Here is a 17,279-nt window from a genome sequence, read left to right as displayed (position 1 = left end):
AGTACCCTGTAGGAGCGGGTTCACCCGCGAAGAGGCCAGTTCAAACAATGAAGATCTATCAGACCGCCATCGGCGCTGTCATCGGCGCATGGTGCTCATAGCCCTCCAGCCAGAAATCACTCGGCTCGATCTTCTCCAGCCACTCCGGCTCGTATTTGCCAGTCTCGGCAAACGACGGCACACGGTCGCTGATGACCAGCTTCGGCGCCTCCAGCGGCTCGCGCTTGAGCTGCTCGTTGAGCATGTCCAGGTGATTTTCATACACATGGGCATCGCCGATGAAGTAGGTGAACCAGCGCGGTGTATAGCCGGTCAGGCGACCGAACAGCGACAGCAGCGCCGCGCCTTCGGTGAGGTTGAACGGCGTGCCCAGCCCCAGGTCGTTGGAGCGGATGTAGAGGGTCAGGGAAATTTCCCTGGTCTCGACATTCGGGTGGAACTGGTACAGCAAGTGACACGGTGGCAGTGCCATTTCGTCCAGTTGCGCGCAGTTCCAGCCGTGGAACAGGATGCGGCGGCTACCCGGGTCGTTGGCGATGGTGTCCAGGCACTGACGCACCTGGTCGATCGCCTTGTACAGGATGACGAACGCGACGCCGTCCTCTTCGTCCTGGGCTATACGGCGGAAGCCGGCTTGCTCGGCCATTTCGATGGCCGCCGGGTTGCTCAGCGGGATGCGCTTGTAGCCCGGCCACTGGCGCCATTGCACGCCATAGATCTCGCCCAGGTCGTCATGGCCCTGACGGAACGGGTTGGCCAGCCACTGGGCGTTTTCGTTGGCGTTCTGGTCCCAGACCTTGCAGCCAAGCTCACGGAACTCACCGGCGTTCTTCACGCCACGCAGGAAACCAACCATTTCACCGATCGCCGACTTGAACGCCAGCTTGCGCGTGGTAATGGCCGGAAAGCCCTTCTGCAGGTCGAAACGCAGCATTGCGCCCGGCAGGCTGATGGTGCGGATGCCGGTGCGGTTTCCCTGCAACGTGCCGTTATCAATGACGTCGCGGACCAGGTCCAGATACTGTTTCATGGCTTACCTGTAGCAAAAACGGCAGGGGGATCGCCCCTGCCGTGGGATTAATCAGGCGGGTTTCGCCGTGGGCTTGCGATTATAAGCCCACCAGATCAGACCGAGGCCAGCCAGGATCATCGGCACACAGAGAATCTGACCCATGGTCAGCCAGCCCCAGGCGATGTAGCCCAGCTGGGCATCCGGCACCCGCACGAATTCGACGATGAAGCGGAAGATACCGTAGAACAGCGCGAACATGCCTGACACCGCCATGGTCGGCCGTGGCTTGCGCGAGAACAGCCACAGGATGACGAACAGCGCCACGCCCTCAAGGGCGAACTGGTAGAGCTGCGACGGGTGGCGCGGCAACTGGGCCGGGTCGCTGAACGGCGGGAAGATCATCGCCCATGGCACGTCGGTGGGTTTGCCCCACAGCTCGGCGTTGATGAAGTTGCCGATACGCCCGGCACCCAGGCCGATCGGGACCAGTGGGGCGACGAAGTCCATCAGCTCGAAGAACGACTTGTTGTTGCGCTTGCCGAACCACAAGGCCGCCAGCATCACGCCGATGAAGCCGCCGTGGAACGACATACCGCCCTTCCACACCTCGAAGATCAGCGTCGGGTTGGCCAGGTAGGCGTGCAGGTCGTAGAACAGCACATAGCCCAGGCGACCGCCGACAATCACCCCCATCGACAGCCAGAACACCAGGTCGGACAGCTTCTCGCGGTTCCAGGTGGGGTCGAAACGGTTCAGACGGCGCGAGGCCAGCAGCCAGGCACCGCCGATGCCGATCAGGTACATCAGGCCGTACCAATGGATTTTCAGCGGCCCGATGGCCAGGGCCACGGGGTCTATCTGCGGGTAAGGCAGCATGGAACTTCCTCTCGATTCAAATCAAAAAGCTGAGGCCAACACAGAACAGCAGGGCTGCGAACAGGCGTTTCAACAAACGGGGCGACAGCTTGTGCGCCAGGCGCGCGCCGAAGCGGGCGAAGAACATGCTGGTCACGGCAATGCCGACCAACGCGGGCAGGTACACGTAACCCAGGCTGTGGGGCGGCAGGTGCGCCTCGTGCCAACCCAGCAGCATGAAGCTAAGGGCACTGGCTACAGCAATCGGCAGGCCACAGGCCGATGACGTGGCCACTGCCTGCTGCATGGGCAGGCTACGCCAGGTGAGGAACGGCACCGTCAGTGAACCACCGCCAATGCCGAAAATGGCCGAGGCCCAGCCAATCACGCCACCTGCACCGATCAGCCCAGGTTTGCCGGGGACGCCACGGCTGGCCTTGGGTTTGAGGTCAAGGGCCATCTGCGCGGCGATGACCAGGGCGAACACACCGATGATCTTTTGCAGCAGTGGGCCCTGGATCAGAGAAGCGGTCTTGGCACCGACACCGGCCCCCAGGAGGATGCCGAAGGTCATCCAGACGAAGATCGGCCATTGCACCGCGCGCTTGCGGTGGTGCTCCCGCACGGCGTTGATCGAGGTGAAGACGATGGTGGCCAGTGACGTGCCTACGGCCAGGTGGGTCAGGACCGAAGCGTCAAAACCCTGCAGGGTAAAGCTGAACACCAGCACCGGCACGATGATGATGCCGCCGCCCACGCCGAACAGCCCGGCCAGCACACCGGCACAGGCGCCCAACAACAGATAGAGCACGAATTCCATTCGGCATCCCCTAGAAATCAATCCGGCATGGTAACGGAAGCCGGGCTCGGGGCTCTAGTGAACTCTGTGTCAGGATGGATCCGCATCGTTCCTGTGGGTACAGTGACCAAAAAACACAGAGGCCAACCTATGTGCCTGATCGTATTTGCCTGGCGGCCGGGGCACGCCCTGCCGCTGATCGTGGCGGCCAACCGCGACGAATTCTATGCCCGCCCCACGCAGCCCCTGGCGGCCTGGGAGGATGCACCTGGGGTGCATGCCGGGCGCGACCTGGAGGCAGGCGGTACCTGGCTGGGCGTAGGCCCACAGGGGCGCTTTGCCGCGTTGACCAACATCCGCGACCCGGGCCAGGCGCCGGGGCCTCGCTCGCGGGGTGAGCTGGTGGCGGCGTTTCTGCAAGGCGAGCTAGGGGTCGAGGCTTACCTGGACCAGGTGGCCAGCCGTAGCGGGCAGTACTCGGGGTTCAACTTGCTGGTGGGTGATGGGCAGCGACTGGGTTATCTGCATGCCCGTGAGGCCGCGCCGCGTCTGCTGAAGGCTGGGGTTTACGGGCTTTCGAACGCCGGGCTGGATACACCGTGGCCGAAGCTGGTGAAGGCACGTGACGGACTGGAGAGCCTGCTGGACACGCCGGAGCCGCACAGGCTGCTGGATTTACTCGCGGATAACGAGCCCGCGGCTGATGGTGATCTACCAGAGACAGGCGTGGGGTTAGCGACCGAAAAGTTGCTGTCGAGCGTATTCATCGCCAGCCAGAATTACGGGACCCGGGCGAGTACAGTGCTGATTGTGGATGAACAGGGGCGAAGGCGGCTGGTTGAGCGCAGTTTCGGGCCTTTTGGCGGGCATTTGGGGGAAATTGAGTTGTTGGTCTGAGCATTTGGTGTTGTCTGTTCGGGCCTCTTCGCGGGTAAACCCGCTCCTACACCGATCCATGTACGCCGATCCATGTAGGAGCGGGTTCACCCGCGAAGAGGCCGGCACAGGCAGCATCACCCTCACAGGGTTTTATTAGCCCCAGGCCCAATCATCCGCGCCAACCCAAGGTTCTTCAGGGCCAGTTGCAGCGAGCTGTGGATAACCTGCGGGTTGTCATGACTCAAGGCCTCGGCCAGCAGTTCCTTGGCCTTGCCCATATTGATCTGGCGCAGCATCCACTTCACCTTCGGCAGGTTGGTGGCGTTCATCGACAGGCTGTCGAAGCCCATAGCCATCAACAGGACCGCCGCCGCCGGGTCACCGGCCATCTCGCCGCAGATGCTCACCGGCTTGCCTTCGCCATGGGCGTCGCGCACCACCGTGTTCAACGCCTGCAATACCGCCGGGTGCAGGTAATCGTACAGGTCGGCGACCCGCGGGTTGTTGCGGTCCACCGCCAGCAGGTACTGGGTCAGGTCGTTGGAGCCTACCGACAGGAAGTCCACCTGCCGCGCCAGCTCCTTGGTCTGGTACACCGCCGCCGGAATTTCCACCATCACACCCACTGGCGGCATCGGTACGTCGGTACCTTCGTCACGCACTTCACCCCAGGCGCGGTGGATCAGGTGCAGCGCCTCTTCCAGTTCGTGAATGCCGGAAATCATCGGCAGCAGGATGCGCAGGTTGTTCAGTCCCTCGCTGGCCTTGAGCATGGCGCGGGTCTGTACCAGGAAGATTTCCGGGTGGTCGAGGGTGACGCGGATGCCGCGCCAGCCGAGGAACGGGTTTTCTTCCTTGATGGGGAAGTACGACAGTGACTTGTCACCACCGATGTCGAGGGTACGCATGGTCACCGGCAGCGGGTGGAAGGCCGCCAGCTGCTCACGGTAGATGGCCAGCTGCTCTTTCTCACTGGGGAAGCGCTGGTTGATCATGAACGGCACTTCAGTGCGGTACAGGCCTACCCCTTCGGCACCGCGCTGCTGGGCACGGGCCACGTCAGCGAGCAGGCCGGTGTTGACCCACAGGGGCATGCGATGACCGTCGGGGGTGACGCACGGAAGTTCGCGCAGTGCATCCAGCCCTTGGGCCAGCTGGCGTTCCTCCTCGACCACTTCGCTGTACTGCTTGCGCAGCACTTCACTGGGGTTGGTGAACACCTCGCCCTTGTAGCCGTCGACGATCAGTTCAATACCGTCGACCTTGGAGTATGGCAGGTCGACCAGGCCCATCACCGTGGGGATACCCATGGCCCGCGCGAGAATGGCGACGTGGGAGTTGCCCGAGCCGAGTACCGAGACCAGGCCGACCAGCTTGCCTTCCGGCACTTCACCGAGCATGGCCGGTGTCAGTTCCTCACTGACCAGGATGGTGTTGTCGGCATACACCAGCGACTGCGAGCGCGCTTCCTGCAGGTAGGCCAAAAGGCGGCGCCCCAGGTCCTTGACGTCGGAGGCACGCTCACGCAGGTAGTCGTCGTCCATCAGCTCGAAGCGGTTGACGTGCTCACCAACCACCTGGCGCAGGGCGCCCTGGGCCCACTGGCCGGTCTTGATGACCTCGGTCACCTCACCGCCCAGGGCTGCGTCTTCAAGCATCATCAGATAGACATCGAACAGCGCACGCTCTTCCGGGCGCAGCTGGGTGGCCAGTTTGGCCGACAGCTTGCGCATGTCGTCGCGCACACCTTCCAGGGCGTTCTGGAACAACTTGAGTTCGGCGTCGATGTCATCGACGGTCTTGTCCGGGACCACTTCCAGGTCGGCCGGCGGCAACATCACCACCGCACGCCCCACCGCGGCACCAGGCGAACCTGGCACACCCACGAAGCGCGCTTCCTGAATACCTTTGCCCTGACGGCCCAGGCCACGGATCGAGCCGGTAGCCTCGGCGTGGGCGATAACCCCGGCAAGCTGGGCGCTCATGGTGACCAGGAAGGCTTCCTCGCCCTCGTCGAACTGGCGGCGCTCCTTTTGCTGGATGACCAGTACCCCGACCACACGGCGGTGGTGGATGATCGGCGCACCCAGGAAGGAGGCGAATTTCTCTTCGCCGGTTTCGGCAAAGTAGCGGTAACGCGGGTGGTCGGCGGCGTTTTCCAGGTTCAGCGGCTCTTCCCGGGTACCGACCAGGCCAACCAGGCCTTCGTTGGGGGCCATGCTGACCTTGCCGATGGAGCGCTTGTTCAGGCCTTCGGTAGCCATCAGCACGAAGCGGTTGGTTTCCGGGTCGAGCAGGTAGACCGAGCAGACCTGGCTGCCCATGGCTTCCTTGACGCGCAAGACAATGATCCCCAACGCCGACTTGAGATCTTTGGCGGAGTTTACTTCCTGGACGATCTTGCGCAGCGTATTGAGCATGGCTCGGGGTCGAACTCCGTCGTCAGTCGCGCGTCAACAGACGCGGTGCTAGCTCTTTCAGGGCGCGCCGGTACACCTCGCGCTTGAATGTCACAACCTGGCCCAGCGGATACCAATAGCTCACCCAGCGCCAGCCGTCGAATTCCGGCTTGCCGGTCAGGTCCATCCGCACCCGTTGTTCGTTGCTCACCAGGCGCAGCAGGAACCACTTCTGCTTCTGGCCGATGCACAGCGGCTGGCTGTGGGTACGTACCAATCGCTGGGGTAAACGATAACGCAACCAGCCACGGGTGCAGGCAAGAATTTCCACATCGTCGCGTTCAAGGCCAACTTCTTCGTTCAGCTCGCGGTACAGGGCATCTTCCGGCGTCTCGTCAGGGTTGATACCACCCTGGGGGAATTGCCAGGCATCCTGGTTGATCCGTCGAGCCCATAGCACCTGCCCGGCATCATTCGTGAGAATGATCCCGACATTGGGGCGAAAACCATCCGGGTCGATCACGGCAGCAACCTCGCAAACGCATGTCAACGCATTGTTCCACAAAGCTTGCGAGCGCAGCAACGCGCCCGCCAAGCTTATGTGCAGCAGCGTGAAAACTCCGTATTCTGCGGGCCTACCCTGTGGCTGATGCGAGTGACCGCGATGCGCCTGGCTTTATTCGACCTGGACAATACCCTCCTCGGTGGCGACAGCGACCATGCCTGGGGTGACTATCTTTGCGAGCGCGGCATTCTCGACCCGGTCGCCTACAAGCAACGCAACGACAGCTTCTACCAGGATTACCTCAACGGCACCCTGGACCTGCAGGCCTACCTGGCCTTTTCCATGGAAATCCTGGCGGCAACACCCATGCCCCAGCTCGACGAATGGCACCGCGACTTCATGCGCGACTGCATCGAGCCCATCGTCCTGCCCAAGGCCCTCGCCTTGCTGCAGCAGCACCGCGAGGCGGGTGACCAACTGGTGATCATCACCGCCACCAACCGCTTCGTCACCGCACCGATCGCTCGGCGCCTGGGGGTGCGGGTGTTGCTGGCAACCGAATGCGAGGTGCGCGACGGCCGCTACACCGGGCGTAGTACCGATATACCGTGTTTCCGTGAAGGCAAAGTGACGCGGCTGGAGCGCTGGATGCTGGAGAACGGCTTTGATCTTGAGGACAGCTACTTCTATAGCGACTCGATGAATGACCTGCCGTTGTTGCAGCGGGTGACGCATGCAGTGGCAGTGGACCCGGCCCCGGACCTGCGGGCCGAGGCGGATAAGCGTGGGTGGCCGGTGATCTCGCTGCGGGATTGAAGCTTCCTGTGCCGCCTTTTCGCGCCCCTACAAGGACCGCGCCGCCCGTTGTAGGAGCGGGTTCACCCGCGAAGAGGCCGGCACAAACAGCACAAGGCTGTCAGACCGGCTTGGCCCCCATCAGCCCGGCAATGGACAGGAAGCAAACCCCACTGAATACCGCCAGCGCCAGGGTAAACCGCAACCCTACCACCTCGGCCTTGCGCAGCCGGTTCAGCCGCACCAGCAGCCACCACACGGCAAACGCGCCAAATGTATAGATGACACTGGATGCCAACACCCAGGTCTGCCCCAGTGGCCAGCCCACCAGGTGTACCAGCCACCAGCCGGTGAACGGCATGCTCACCAGGCACAGGCCCATCACCAACCAGACGAACACCAACGGCCGGCGCAGCAGCTTGGCGTAGGCTTCGGCATCGCCCTGACGGCGGGCGCGCCAGGTCCAGATCGCCAGGCCCAGGGCGCCCAGAAGCAGTAGCGCGGTGGCGATGATGTGCAGGGTCTTGAGCGTGGTCAGGTGTTCCATGTCTCGGTCGTCCTTAAACGGGCATTTTGCGGTCGCTTCTTCGCGGGCTTACCCGCTCCTGCCAAGGTATCTCAGGCCTTTAGGCCTGCGCAGTACCTGTGGGAGCGGGCAAGCCCGCGAAAGGGCCATCAGCCCTAGCTTAGCCGCTCAGCCCAGGAACAGTTTGTAGGCCGGGTTTTCGGTCTCGTCCCAGTACGGGTAACCGATCTTGGCCAGCGCTGCCGGCACCAGGTGACGTTCGTCCTCCGGTACCTGCAGCCCCGCCACCACGCGCCCGTCAGCCGCGCCATGGTTGCGGTAGTGGAACATCGAGATGTTCCAGCGCCCGCCCAGCTTGTTGAGGAAGTTGAACAGCGCCCCTGGCCGCTCGGGGAATTCGAAGCGCAGCACCATTTCATCGCTGGCACCGGCCGAGTGGCCGCCGACCATATGACGAATATGCAGCTTGGCCAGTTCGTTGTCGGTCAGATCGGTAACCGGGAAGCCCTGCTCGGTCAGTTGCTGCACCAGCGCAGCGCGCGGGTCGTTTTCCGGGTGGGTCTGCACCCCAACGAAGATATGCGCTTCGTCAGAGGTGTGCTTGCGGTAGTTGAACTCGGTGATCTGACGTTTGCCGATAGCCTCGCAGAAGGCCTTGAAGCTACCCGGGCGCTCAGGGATGGTCACGGCGATGATCGCTTCGCGCTTCTCACCCAGCTCGGCACGCTCGGCCACATGGCGCAGGCGATCGAAATTGACGTTGGCACCGGAGTCGATGGCCACCAGGGTCTGGCCGCTGACGCCGTATAGCTCGACGTACTTCTTGATGCCCGCCACTCCCAGAGCGCCAGCAGGCTCGGTGATCGAGCGGGTATCGTCGTAGATATCCTTGATTGCTGCGCAGATTTCATCGGTACTGACAGTGACGACTTCGTCCACATGGTGGCGGCAGATATCGAAGGTGTGCTGGCCAATCTGCGCCACCGCCACGCCATCGGCGAACAGCCCGACCTGCGGCAGCACCACACGCTCACCGGCAGCCATAGCCGCCTGCAGGCAGTTGGAATCGTCCGGCTCGACACCGATTACCTTGATTTCCGGGCGCAGGTACTTCACGTAGGCAGCAATGCCGGCGATCAGGCCGCCACCGCCCACCGGCACGAAGATCGCATCCAGCCGGCCAGGGTGTTGGCGCAGGATTTCCATGGCGACGGTGCCCTGCCCGGCGATGGTGTGCGGATCGTCGTAAGGGTGAACGTAGACGAAGCCCTTTTCCTCGACCAGTTTCAGCGAATAGGCCAGTGCCTCAGGGAACGAGTCGCCATGCAGCACCACCTTGCCGCCGCGCGAGCGCACGCCTTCGACCTTGATCTCCGGGGTAGTCTTGGGCATCACGATGGTGGCCTTGATGCCCATTTCACGCGCGGCCAGGGCCAGGCCTTGGGCGTGGTTGCCGGCAGAGGCGGTCACCACCCCGCGGGCCAGTTCTTCCGGGCTCAGCTGGGCCAGCTTGTTATACGCGCCGCGGATCTTGAACGAGAATACTGGCTGCAGGTCTTCGCGCTTGAGCAGAATCTGGTTGCCCAGGCGCTTGCTCAGCTGCCCGGCGCTCTGCAACGGGGTTTCGACGGCAACGTCATAGACGCGCGAGGTGAGGATCTTCTTGACGTACTGTTCGAGCATCGGGAAAGCATCACTGGGCCGCGGGACGAGGGCTGGGAGTCTACCCCAGCGCTACGTCGGGCGACCACAGCAAAGCCGTGCGAGCCGTTATACTAGGCATCTTTGAAACCGCCCTGCCCCTTCCGGAGCCCGCATGACCCAGGACCAACTCAAACAGGCCGTCGCCCAGGCCGCTGTCGACTTCATTCTGCCCAAGCTGGATGAAAAGAGCGTCGTAGGCGTCGGTACCGGTTCGACCGCCAACTTCTTCATCGATGCCCTGGCTCAACACAAGACCGCGTTCGACGGCGCAGTCGCCAGCTCCGAAGCTACCGCCCAGCGCCTGAAGGGCCATGGCATCCCGGTCTACGAACTGAACAGCGTCAGCGAGCTTGAGTTTTACGTGGACGGTGCTGACGAGAGCGACGCACACCTGCACCTGATCAAGGGCGGCGGCGCAGCCCTGACCCGCGAAAAAATCGTCGCGGCCGTGGCCAAGACCTTCATCTGCATCGCCGACGGCAGCAAGCTGGTGCCGGTACTGGGGGCCTTCCCGCTGCCGGTCGAAGTGATCCCCATGGCCCGCAGCCACGTGGCGCGTCAGCTGGTGAAGCTGGGTGGCGACCCGGTGTACCGTGAAGGCGTGGTCACCGACAACGGCAACGTGATCCTGGATGTGTACAACCTGCAGATCACCAACCCGGTGGAGCTGGAAGCGCAGATCAACGCCATCGTCGGCGTGGTGACCAACGGCCTGTTCGCGGCGCGGCCGGCGGATCTGCTGCTGCTGGGTACCGCTGAAGGCGTTAAGAGCCTCAAGGCCGAGTAAAACCCTTCGCGGGTAAACCCGCTCCTACAGGTACCCCACAGGCCTGGAACCGTGGCGATCCCTGTAGGAGCGGGTTTACCCGCGAATAGGCCCTGACAGGCGATCAATCAACCGGCTGCTTGAACACATAGAACAGGTTCGGCTCACTGACCAGGTAAATGGTCCCCGCTTCATCCATCGCAATCCCCTCCGCCTGCGGCACCGTCGCCTGCAACCCCTGGAAGCCTTTGCGCAACGACAAGGTACTCAGCGGCTGGCCCTGTACATCCAGCTCCAGCACCAACCGCGACTCGTCCGACAACGCCAGCAAATGCCCACTGCGTTCATCGAACTGCAAGCTCGACAAATCCCGCACAAACAACCGTGAATCGCGCTTGCGGTCCTGTACCACATGCACGGCGTAGGGCTTTTCCGGATTGTCATGCGGGAAGCCATGCACCTCATAGATAAGCATCGGGTCACGCTCTTTCGCCACGAACAGGCGCTTGCCCGCCGAATCGTAGGCCAAGCCCTCGAAGCCTTTGTTGCCATTGAGACCAATACCCAATGTCAGCTGTTCGGCATCACCGGCATCAAGAAACATCGTGTCGTTTTCCAGCCGTACGCGAATCAGCCGTTGCTGACGCTCGTCGGTGATCACATAGCTGTTTGGCCCAACGTACTCCACAGCCTCCGGGTCGCCGAAGCCAGTCAGCGGCACACGGCGCAGGATACGGCCATCCAGCGACAGCTCGATCAGCTCCGAACGGGCGTTGGTGACCGTGAAGAGGCTTTTGCGGTCGGGGTCGTAGGTCAGCGCCGAGATGTCATCATCCAGCCCTTCGATCGGTTGCGCCTCCAGCACCACCCGGTAGCGATCCAGGCCAATGCTGCGCTCAACAGGCTGCCACCAGGTCTTGAGATTGAACCAGCCACGCTCGAACAGGCGAAACTCCTGCCCGGCCCAGCCAAGCAGGAGCAGACCAAGGGCAGCCAGAACAAGGAACAGGCGAACAAAACGACGCATAGGGACAGACTCGACACAAGGATGGCGAATCTAATCATGAATGGCTGAAGCAAAGCTTAATGCAAGCGTCAGGCAATTCTGATGATGCTGTCAGTTCTTTTTGAATCGATAGAAAAGCGCCGGCTCGCTGACCATGTACAAGGTGCCCTTGTCGTCCATGGCCACCCCTTCAGCCCGCGGAATGGTGCCTTCAAGCCCGTTGAAGCCGCCCAGCAGCGTCATGAAGCTGACTTGCTGGCCCTGCTCGTCCAGCTCCAGCAGCATGTTGGAGTCGGCCGAAAGCACCAGCAAGTGGCCAGTACGCGGGTCGACACCCAGCGCAGACAGGTTGCGCAAGTCGAGTTCATCGCTAGGCAACGGCTGCTTCTCACCCTTGAGCGGGCTGCGGCCATCGGTGTTCCAGGTGTACAGCTTGGGCGGGCGCTCCTCGCCAATGATCAGGCGCTGGCGCAGCGGGTCCCAGGCGATGGCCTCGAAGCCCTTGTTGCTCTTGGCCGAAGGGCCCAGGTCGTGGCTCGGGAAGTCGTCGTGATTCAGTGCAGTGGTCTGCGCGTCCACCTTGACCACGGTCAGATCGTGCAGGCGCTCGTCGGTGATGGCCAGGTTGCCGTCTTCGAGCACCGCGACGCCTTCGGGGTTGTTCCAGCCGTTGAGCGGGATCTTGCGCAGTACATCGCCCTCCAGGCTCAGCTCGACCAGGAACGGGTTCTTGCCCATGACCGCGAACAGGGTGCGGGTTTGCGGGTTGAAGGCCACATCCGAGGCTTCATCATCGTCCATGCCCGGCAGCGGCTTGGCGTCGATGTCCACCTGGTAATCCGGCAGCCACACGCTATCGCTGCGCGCGGTGGTGCTTTCGAAGCTTTCTTTTACCCACAGTGCACCGCGGTCATCCCAGTGCATGGCCACGGCCACGCCATAGCCGATCACCGCCGCCACTGCCAGGCCGAAGGGCCAGCGCAGGTAGAAGCGACGCTTGGGGGTTACCGGGGCGCTGGAGGGGAATGGCATGCGGTGATCCTGGGGAAATGGGCGTAGGTGCGCGCATTATCCGGATTAGGTGTGAAAAATCGGTAAACAGGGCCGGCCTCTTCGCCGGTAAACCCGCGCCCAAGGTGCTGCACAGTATTCAAGGCCTGTGCAATCCCTGCAGGAACGCGTCTACCCGCAAAGAAGGCGACGCGGTTTCGAGTTAAAGCACCCGGCTTTCGAAGCGGCTCACACCCGGCAGTTCCAGCACCAGTTCGTCACCGACATTGAACGGCCCAACACCCGCCGGGGTACCGGTGAGGATCACATCCCCCGCTTGTAGCGAGAAATGCGCTGCCATGTACTGAATCATCGGCACGATCGGGTTCAGCATCATCGCGCTGTTACCATCCTGGCGCACTTCGCCGTTCACGGTCAGGCGCACCGGGATGTCTGTCACGTCCTCGAAGCTGGCGGCCGAGACGAACGGTGGCAGCACGCAAGCGCCGTCAAAGCACTTGGCCAGCTCCCAGGGCAGGCCCTTTTCCTTCAGTTTGGCCTGCACGTCGCGCAGGGTCAGGTCCAGCGCCGGTGCGTAACCGGAAATGGCATCCAGCACCTCTTCCTCGCTCGGGTGGGTCGACAGCGGCTTGCCCAGCAGCACGGCAATTTCAACCTCATAGTGCACCGACCCACGCTCGGCCGGGATCTTGAAGCCACCTTCGGCCGGCACCACGCAGCTGCCTGGCTTGATGAACAGCAGCGGCTCGGTGGGGATCGGGTTGTCCAGTTCCTTGGCATGCTCGGCATAGTTACGGCCGATGCACACCACCTTGCCCAAGGGGAAGTGAATGCGCGTGCCGTCTACGTACTGGTGCTGGTAACTCATGGCCGACTCCTTCTGGATACTGCTTTTTATTCAGGTGCGAAGATCTTACCCGGATTCATGATGCCGTTAGGGTCGAACACGGCCTTTATTGCCTTCATGCAGGCGATTTCTTCGGGGGAGCGGCTGTAGCCCAGGTAGTCACGCTTGGTCATGCCCACGCCATGCTCGGCAGAAATCGACCCGTTGTAACGCTCGACGATCTCGAACACCCACTTGTTGACCTTGGCACACGAAGCGAAGAAGTCGTCCTTGCTCATATGCTCAGGCTTGAGGATGTTCAGGTGCAGGTTGCCGTCACCAATATGGCCGTACCACACCACTTCATAGTCCGGGTAATGCGCTGAGACGATGGCGTCGATGTCGCGCAGGAACGCAGGCACTTTCGAGACGGTGACGGAAATGTCGTTCTTGTACGGTGTCCAGTGCGAGATGGTTTCCGACAGGTACTCGCGCAGCTTCCACAGGTTTTTCAGCTGGGTTTCGCTCTGGCTCATCACCCCATCCAGCACCCAACCCTGCTCGACGCAATGCTCGAAGGTAGCCAATGCTTCGTTGGCCACGTCTTCAGTGCTGGCCTCGAACTCCAGCAGCGCATAGAACGGGCAATCCGTCGCGAAGGGCGCAGGCACATCGCCGCGGGCGAGGATCTTGGCCAACCCCTTGTCGGAGAAGAACTCGAAAGCGGTCAGGTCCAGTTTGCCCTGGAAGGCGTGCAGCACCGGCATGATCGAGTCGAAGTCCGGTGTGCCCAGCACCATGGCGGTGAGGTTGCGCGGTGCGCGGTCCAGGCGCATGGTGGCCTCGACCACGAAGCCCAGCGTGCCCTCGGCACCGATGAACAGCTGGCGCAGGTCGTAGCCGGTGGCGTTCTTGATCAGGTCTTTGTTCAGCTCCAGCAACTCGCCCTTGCCGGTGATCACTTTCAGTCCGGCCACCCAGTTGCGGGTCATACCGTAACGAATCACCTTGATCCCGCCGGCATTGGTACCGATATTGCCGCCAATCTGGCTGGAACCGCTGGAAGCGAAGTCCACCGGGTAATAAAGGCCTTGCTCTTCGGCGTAGGTTTGCAGCTGGCGGGTGACGACCCCTGGCTGGCAAACCACAGTACGGTCGAAAGCATTGAAGCCAAGGATCTGGTTCATGTAGTCGAAGGCGACGACAACCTCGCCATTGGCCGCCACGGCGCCGGCAGAAAGCCCGGTGCGCCCGCCAGAGGGCACCAGCGCCACCTTGTGCGCATTGGCCCAGTGCACAATGGCTTGCACCTGTTCTACCGTTTTGGGAAAGACGATGGCGCTGGGCGCAGGCGGGTAATGCTTGGTCCAGTCCTTGCCATACGCTTCGAGGGAAACCGGGTCAGTCAGGACCTTGCCAGGGTCGACAAGGGTCATCAGTTCTTCAATAACAGCGGGATGGGTCATCGCTGGAACTCTCGACTTATTCATGGTCACCCTGAGCACTCTTCACCTGTCGGGATAAGCTCAGATTGTGTCGCGTATGCTAGCATAGCCCTCCCGCTGTTCATGCTAAGGCTGCCCTCGCGCCTGGCATCACCCCTCGCCAATTTATCTCCGGGATACAGGTTTACGCAGATGAGCAAGACTTCTCTCGACAAGAGCAAGATCCGGTTCCTTCTTCTTGAAGGTGTGCACCAGAACGCGGTCGATACCCTCAAGGCCGCCGGCTACACCAACATCGAATACCTCACTGGTTCGTTGCCGGAAGCCGAGCTGAAGGAAAAGATCGCCGATGCCCACTTCATCGGCATCCGTTCGCGTACCCAGCTCACCGAAGAGATCTTCGACTGCGCCAAGAAACTGGTCGCTGTTGGCTGCTTCTGCATCGGTACCAACCAGGTTGACCTGGAAGCTGCCCGCGAGCGCGGTATCGCCGTGTTCAACGCGCCATACTCCAACACCCGCTCGGTCGCCGAGCTGGTACTGGCCGAAGCCATCCTGCTGCTGCGCGGCATCCCTGAGAAGAACGCCTCCTGCCACCGTGGCGGCTGGATCAAGAGCGCGGCCAACTCGTTCGAAATCCGCGGCAAGAAACTGGGCATCGTCGGCTACGGCTCGATTGGTACCCAGCTTTCGGTACTGGCTGAGAACATGGGCATGCAGGTGTACTTCTTCGACCCGCTGACCAAGCTGCCACTGGGCAACGCCGTGCAGGTCACCAGCCTGAACGAGCTGCTGGGCCTGGCTGACATCGTCTCGCTGCACGTGCCTGAGCTGCCATCCACCCAGTGGATGATCGGCGAGAAGGAAATCCGCTCGATGAAGAAGGGCGCGATCCTGATCAACGCCGCCCGTGGCACCGTGGTCGAGCTGGACCACCTGGCCGCTGCCATCAAGGACAAGCACCTGATCGGCGCCGCCATCGACGTGTTCCCGGTCGAGCCACGCTCCAACGACGAAGAGTTCGAAAGCCCGCTGCGCGGCCTCGACAACGTGATCCTGACGCCGCACATTGGTGGTTCCACCGCCGAAGCCCAGGCCAACATCGGCCTGGAAGTGGCCGAGAAACTGGTCAAGTACAGCGACAACGGTACTTCGGTGTCCTCGGTCAACTTCCCGGAAGTGGCCCTGCCAGCACACCCAGGCAAACACCGTCTGCTGCACATTCACGAAAACATCCCGGGCGTGCTCAGCGAGATCAACAAGGTCTTCGCTGAGAACGGTATCAACATCTCCGGTCAGTTCCTGCAGACCAACGAGAAAGTCGGTTACGTGGTAATCGACGTTGACGCCGAGTACTCGGACCTGGCGCAGGAAAAACTGCAACAGGTCAAAGGCACCATCCGTTCGCGCGTCCTGTTCTAAGGTCGCTGGCGGTATGAAAAAGGGAGGCCCTGGTGGCCTCCCTTTTTTATTTCACTTCAACCGTGATCTTCTTCGACTCGACGCTAGGCTTGAACGGCACATGATACTGGTCACCCAGAATCAGTTGCAGGGTGTGCTTGCCCGGGGTCAGGGTAATGCTGGTTTCGGTCTGTGCCTTGCCGAAGTGCAGTACTTGCGGCCCCGCCGGCAGTGCGACGCCGGCCTCTGGCATCAGGCTGGTTGGCAGTGGCATGTCAGCAACCGGCTCTTTGTCGACATCCACCAGCAGATGGTGGTGCCCGGTGTGCGGGGTTTGGTCACCCGCAGGTTTGAGGCCCATACCCTCGATACCGAACTTGACGGTGAAGGTCTTGTCGACCGTGGCACCATCGGCGGGGGAAACGATGAAGACCTTCGCCTCCTTGGGCGGCTCCTGGCTCTTCAGGGCGTCTGCGGCACTGGCGAACACCGACGCCCCCATCAGCAGACCGGCAACGGCAGCACGCGAAAATAGGCTGTTCATTCACTTCTCCTGTGGTTCACTTATTGACCGCAGCCTGTCATCCAAAAGCGGCGGTAGTTCACCTTAGTTGAAATAACCGCCAAGGTGTTCACATTGCCTGACAGAAATATTTCCGTCAGGGTTAAACAATGCCGAGGCTTGAAGGTCATAGGCTGCGCTCGATCACGGCGAGGAAGAAAGCCGTGGCGATCGATTTCAAACTGCTAAAAGAAAAGGGGCATACATGCGTTCGACCATAGGGGTACTGCTGGCAGTACTGATCAGTCCATTGGCTCAGGCGGAGCTGATCGACGAAATCGCCGACCGGGGCGAACTGCGCATTGCCGTACAGGCCGAGAACTCGCCATACGCCTTCAAACAAGACGACCACCTGACAGGTTTCGACATCGAATTTGGCCAGGCCCTGGCCAAGGAACTGGACTTGCGCGCCGAGTTCGTCGAAGCCCCGGCGACCGAAGTGCTGGCGGGTGTCGAGAGTGGCAAGTACGACATCGCATTCGCTCCGTCGAGTGAATCGCTCACAGGCGACGGCCCGCTCGATGTGAGCCTGCCGATTGGCGAGAAGAAGCTGGTGATCCCGTTTCAGAAGGATAACCCGGCTTTTGAAAGTGCCGTAAACAATGCGTTGCAGCGTTTGAAAGACAGTGGCCGGACTGCCGAGCTTGAGCAGAAGTGGTTCAAGGGTGTGCAGGAGACTGCTGCGCAGTGAGGTCTTCTTTGCAACCTGTACCGGCCTCTTCGCGGGTAAACCCGCTCCTACAGGCCTTGGGTACAGTGCGGTCCCTGTAGGAGCGGGTTCACCCGCG

17 protein-coding genes are annotated in these 17,279 nt (G+C 61.7%); 5 read left to right on the top strand and 12 right to left on the bottom strand.

Annotated features, from left to right (window positions below; translation table 11 throughout):
- Positions 1-58 precede the first annotated feature (58 nt).
- From QYE47_RS01955 to QYE47_RS01945, 3 genes are read right to left on the bottom strand one after another with little or no spacing between them, the layout of a single operon-like run.
- Positions 59-1,030 carry a thymidylate synthase gene (locus tag QYE47_RS01955; protein ID WP_003249029.1) on the bottom strand — a complete coding sequence of 324 codons (972 nt, stop codon included), beginning with the start codon at positions 1,028-1,030 and terminating at the stop codon, positions 59-61.
- A 51-nt stretch (positions 1,031-1,081) separates the two neighbouring features.
- Complete coding sequence (lgt, locus tag QYE47_RS01950) at positions 1,082-1,888, bottom strand: prolipoprotein diacylglyceryl transferase (protein ID WP_014592753.1); 807 nt, start codon at positions 1,886-1,888, stop codon at positions 1,082-1,084.
- 16 nt (positions 1,889-1,904) lie between these two features.
- Positions 1,905-2,687, bottom strand: coding sequence for a sulfite exporter TauE/SafE family protein (locus QYE47_RS01945; RefSeq protein WP_014592754.1), 783 nt, complete (start codon positions 2,685-2,687; stop codon positions 1,905-1,907).
- A gap of 129 nt (positions 2,688-2,816) precedes the next feature.
- Between QYE47_RS01945 and QYE47_RS01940 the strand changes: the two genes are divergently transcribed.
- Positions 2,817-3,563 carry an NRDE family protein gene (locus tag QYE47_RS01940; RefSeq protein ID WP_014592755.1) on the top strand — a complete coding sequence of 249 codons (747 nt, stop codon included), beginning with the start codon at positions 2,817-2,819 and terminating at the stop codon, positions 3,561-3,563.
- A gap of 122 nt (positions 3,564-3,685) precedes the next feature.
- Here the strand turns inward: QYE47_RS01940 and ptsP are convergent, their stop codons facing one another.
- Positions 3,686-5,965 (bottom strand): phosphoenolpyruvate--protein phosphotransferase, encoded by a 2,280-nt coding sequence (gene ptsP, locus QYE47_RS01935; protein WP_014592756.1) that lies wholly within the window; start codon positions 5,963-5,965, stop codon positions 3,686-3,688.
- A gap of 22 nt (positions 5,966-5,987) precedes the next feature.
- The gene (locus QYE47_RS01930) at positions 5,988-6,467 is read right to left on the bottom strand and encodes an RNA pyrophosphohydrolase (RefSeq protein WP_003249017.1); all 480 of its coding nucleotides are present in this window, start codon (positions 6,465-6,467) and stop codon (positions 5,988-5,990) included.
- A gap of 141 nt (positions 6,468-6,608) precedes the next feature.
- Here QYE47_RS01930 and QYE47_RS01925 point away from each other — a divergent pair, with 141 nt between their 5' ends.
- Positions 6,609-7,265 (top strand): HAD family phosphatase, encoded by a 657-nt coding sequence (locus tag QYE47_RS01925; protein ID WP_012054017.1) that lies wholly within the window; start codon positions 6,609-6,611, stop codon positions 7,263-7,265.
- 100 nt (positions 7,266-7,365) lie between these two features.
- On the opposite strand, the gene QYE47_RS01920 is transcribed toward QYE47_RS01925, so the two are convergent.
- Positions 7,366-7,791, bottom strand: a complete 426-nt coding sequence (locus QYE47_RS01920) for a DUF2269 domain-containing protein (RefSeq protein ID WP_012054018.1) — start codon at positions 7,789-7,791, stop codon at positions 7,366-7,368.
- A gap of 147 nt (positions 7,792-7,938) precedes the next feature.
- Positions 7,939-9,453: a threonine ammonia-lyase, biosynthetic gene (ilvA, locus tag QYE47_RS01915; protein ID WP_014592757.1), complete on the bottom strand. Its 1,515-nt coding sequence runs from the start codon at positions 9,451-9,453 to the stop codon at positions 7,939-7,941.
- A 133-nt stretch (positions 9,454-9,586) separates the two neighbouring features.
- On the opposite strand from ilvA, the gene rpiA reads away from it, so the two are divergent.
- Positions 9,587-10,261, top strand: a complete 675-nt coding sequence (rpiA, locus tag QYE47_RS01910) for a ribose-5-phosphate isomerase RpiA (protein WP_003249004.1) — start codon at positions 9,587-9,589, stop codon at positions 10,259-10,261.
- Positions 10,262-10,364: 103 nt separating this feature from the next.
- Here the strand turns inward: rpiA and QYE47_RS01905 are convergent, their stop codons facing one another.
- The 4 genes from QYE47_RS01905 to QYE47_RS01890 all read right to left on the bottom strand — a co-directional run bounded on the left by QYE47_RS01905 (position 10,365) and on the right by QYE47_RS01890 (position 14,549).
- Positions 10,365-11,267: an SdiA-regulated domain-containing protein gene (locus tag QYE47_RS01905; RefSeq protein WP_014592758.1), complete on the bottom strand. Its 903-nt coding sequence runs from the start codon at positions 11,265-11,267 to the stop codon at positions 10,365-10,367.
- 90 nt (positions 11,268-11,357) lie between these two features.
- Positions 11,358-12,278 (bottom strand): SdiA-regulated domain-containing protein, encoded by a 921-nt coding sequence (locus QYE47_RS01900; RefSeq protein WP_014592759.1) that lies wholly within the window; start codon positions 12,276-12,278, stop codon positions 11,358-11,360.
- Positions 12,279-12,459: 181 nt separating this feature from the next.
- A complete protein-coding gene (locus QYE47_RS01895) occupies positions 12,460-13,125 on the bottom strand; it encodes a fumarylacetoacetate hydrolase family protein (protein WP_010955685.1) in 666 nt (221 codons plus the stop codon).
- 26 nt (positions 13,126-13,151) lie between these two features.
- A complete protein-coding gene (locus QYE47_RS01890; RefSeq protein ID WP_019439116.1) occupies positions 13,152-14,549 on the bottom strand; it encodes an FAD-binding oxidoreductase in 1,398 nt (465 codons plus the stop codon).
- Positions 14,550-14,720: 171 nt separating this feature from the next.
- Here QYE47_RS01890 and serA point away from each other — a divergent pair, with 171 nt between their 5' ends.
- On the top strand, positions 14,721-15,950 hold the full coding sequence (serA, locus tag QYE47_RS01885) for a phosphoglycerate dehydrogenase (protein ID WP_014592761.1): 1,230 nt from the start codon (positions 14,721-14,723) through the stop codon (positions 15,948-15,950).
- Between the two features lie 46 nt (positions 15,951-15,996).
- On the opposite strand, the gene QYE47_RS01880 is transcribed toward serA, so the two are convergent.
- A complete protein-coding gene (locus QYE47_RS01880) occupies positions 15,997-16,473 on the bottom strand; it encodes a DUF4399 domain-containing protein (protein ID WP_014592762.1) in 477 nt (158 codons plus the stop codon).
- Positions 16,474-16,696: 223 nt separating this feature from the next.
- Here QYE47_RS01880 and QYE47_RS01875 point away from each other — a divergent pair, with 223 nt between their 5' ends.
- Entirely contained in the window at positions 16,697-17,182 is a 486-nt protein-coding gene (locus QYE47_RS01875; protein WP_014592763.1) for a transporter substrate-binding domain-containing protein, read from the top strand.
- The last annotated feature ends 97 nt before the right edge of the window (positions 17,183-17,279 follow it).

Source organism: Pseudomonas sp. 2,4-D, from assembly GCF_030418155.1.
Classification (GTDB): domain Bacteria; phylum Pseudomonadota; class Gammaproteobacteria; order Pseudomonadales; family Pseudomonadaceae; genus Aquipseudomonas; species Aquipseudomonas alloputida.
The sequence above is the reverse complement of the archived record's forward strand: the minus strand, read 5'-3'. Positions and strand labels throughout refer to the sequence as shown.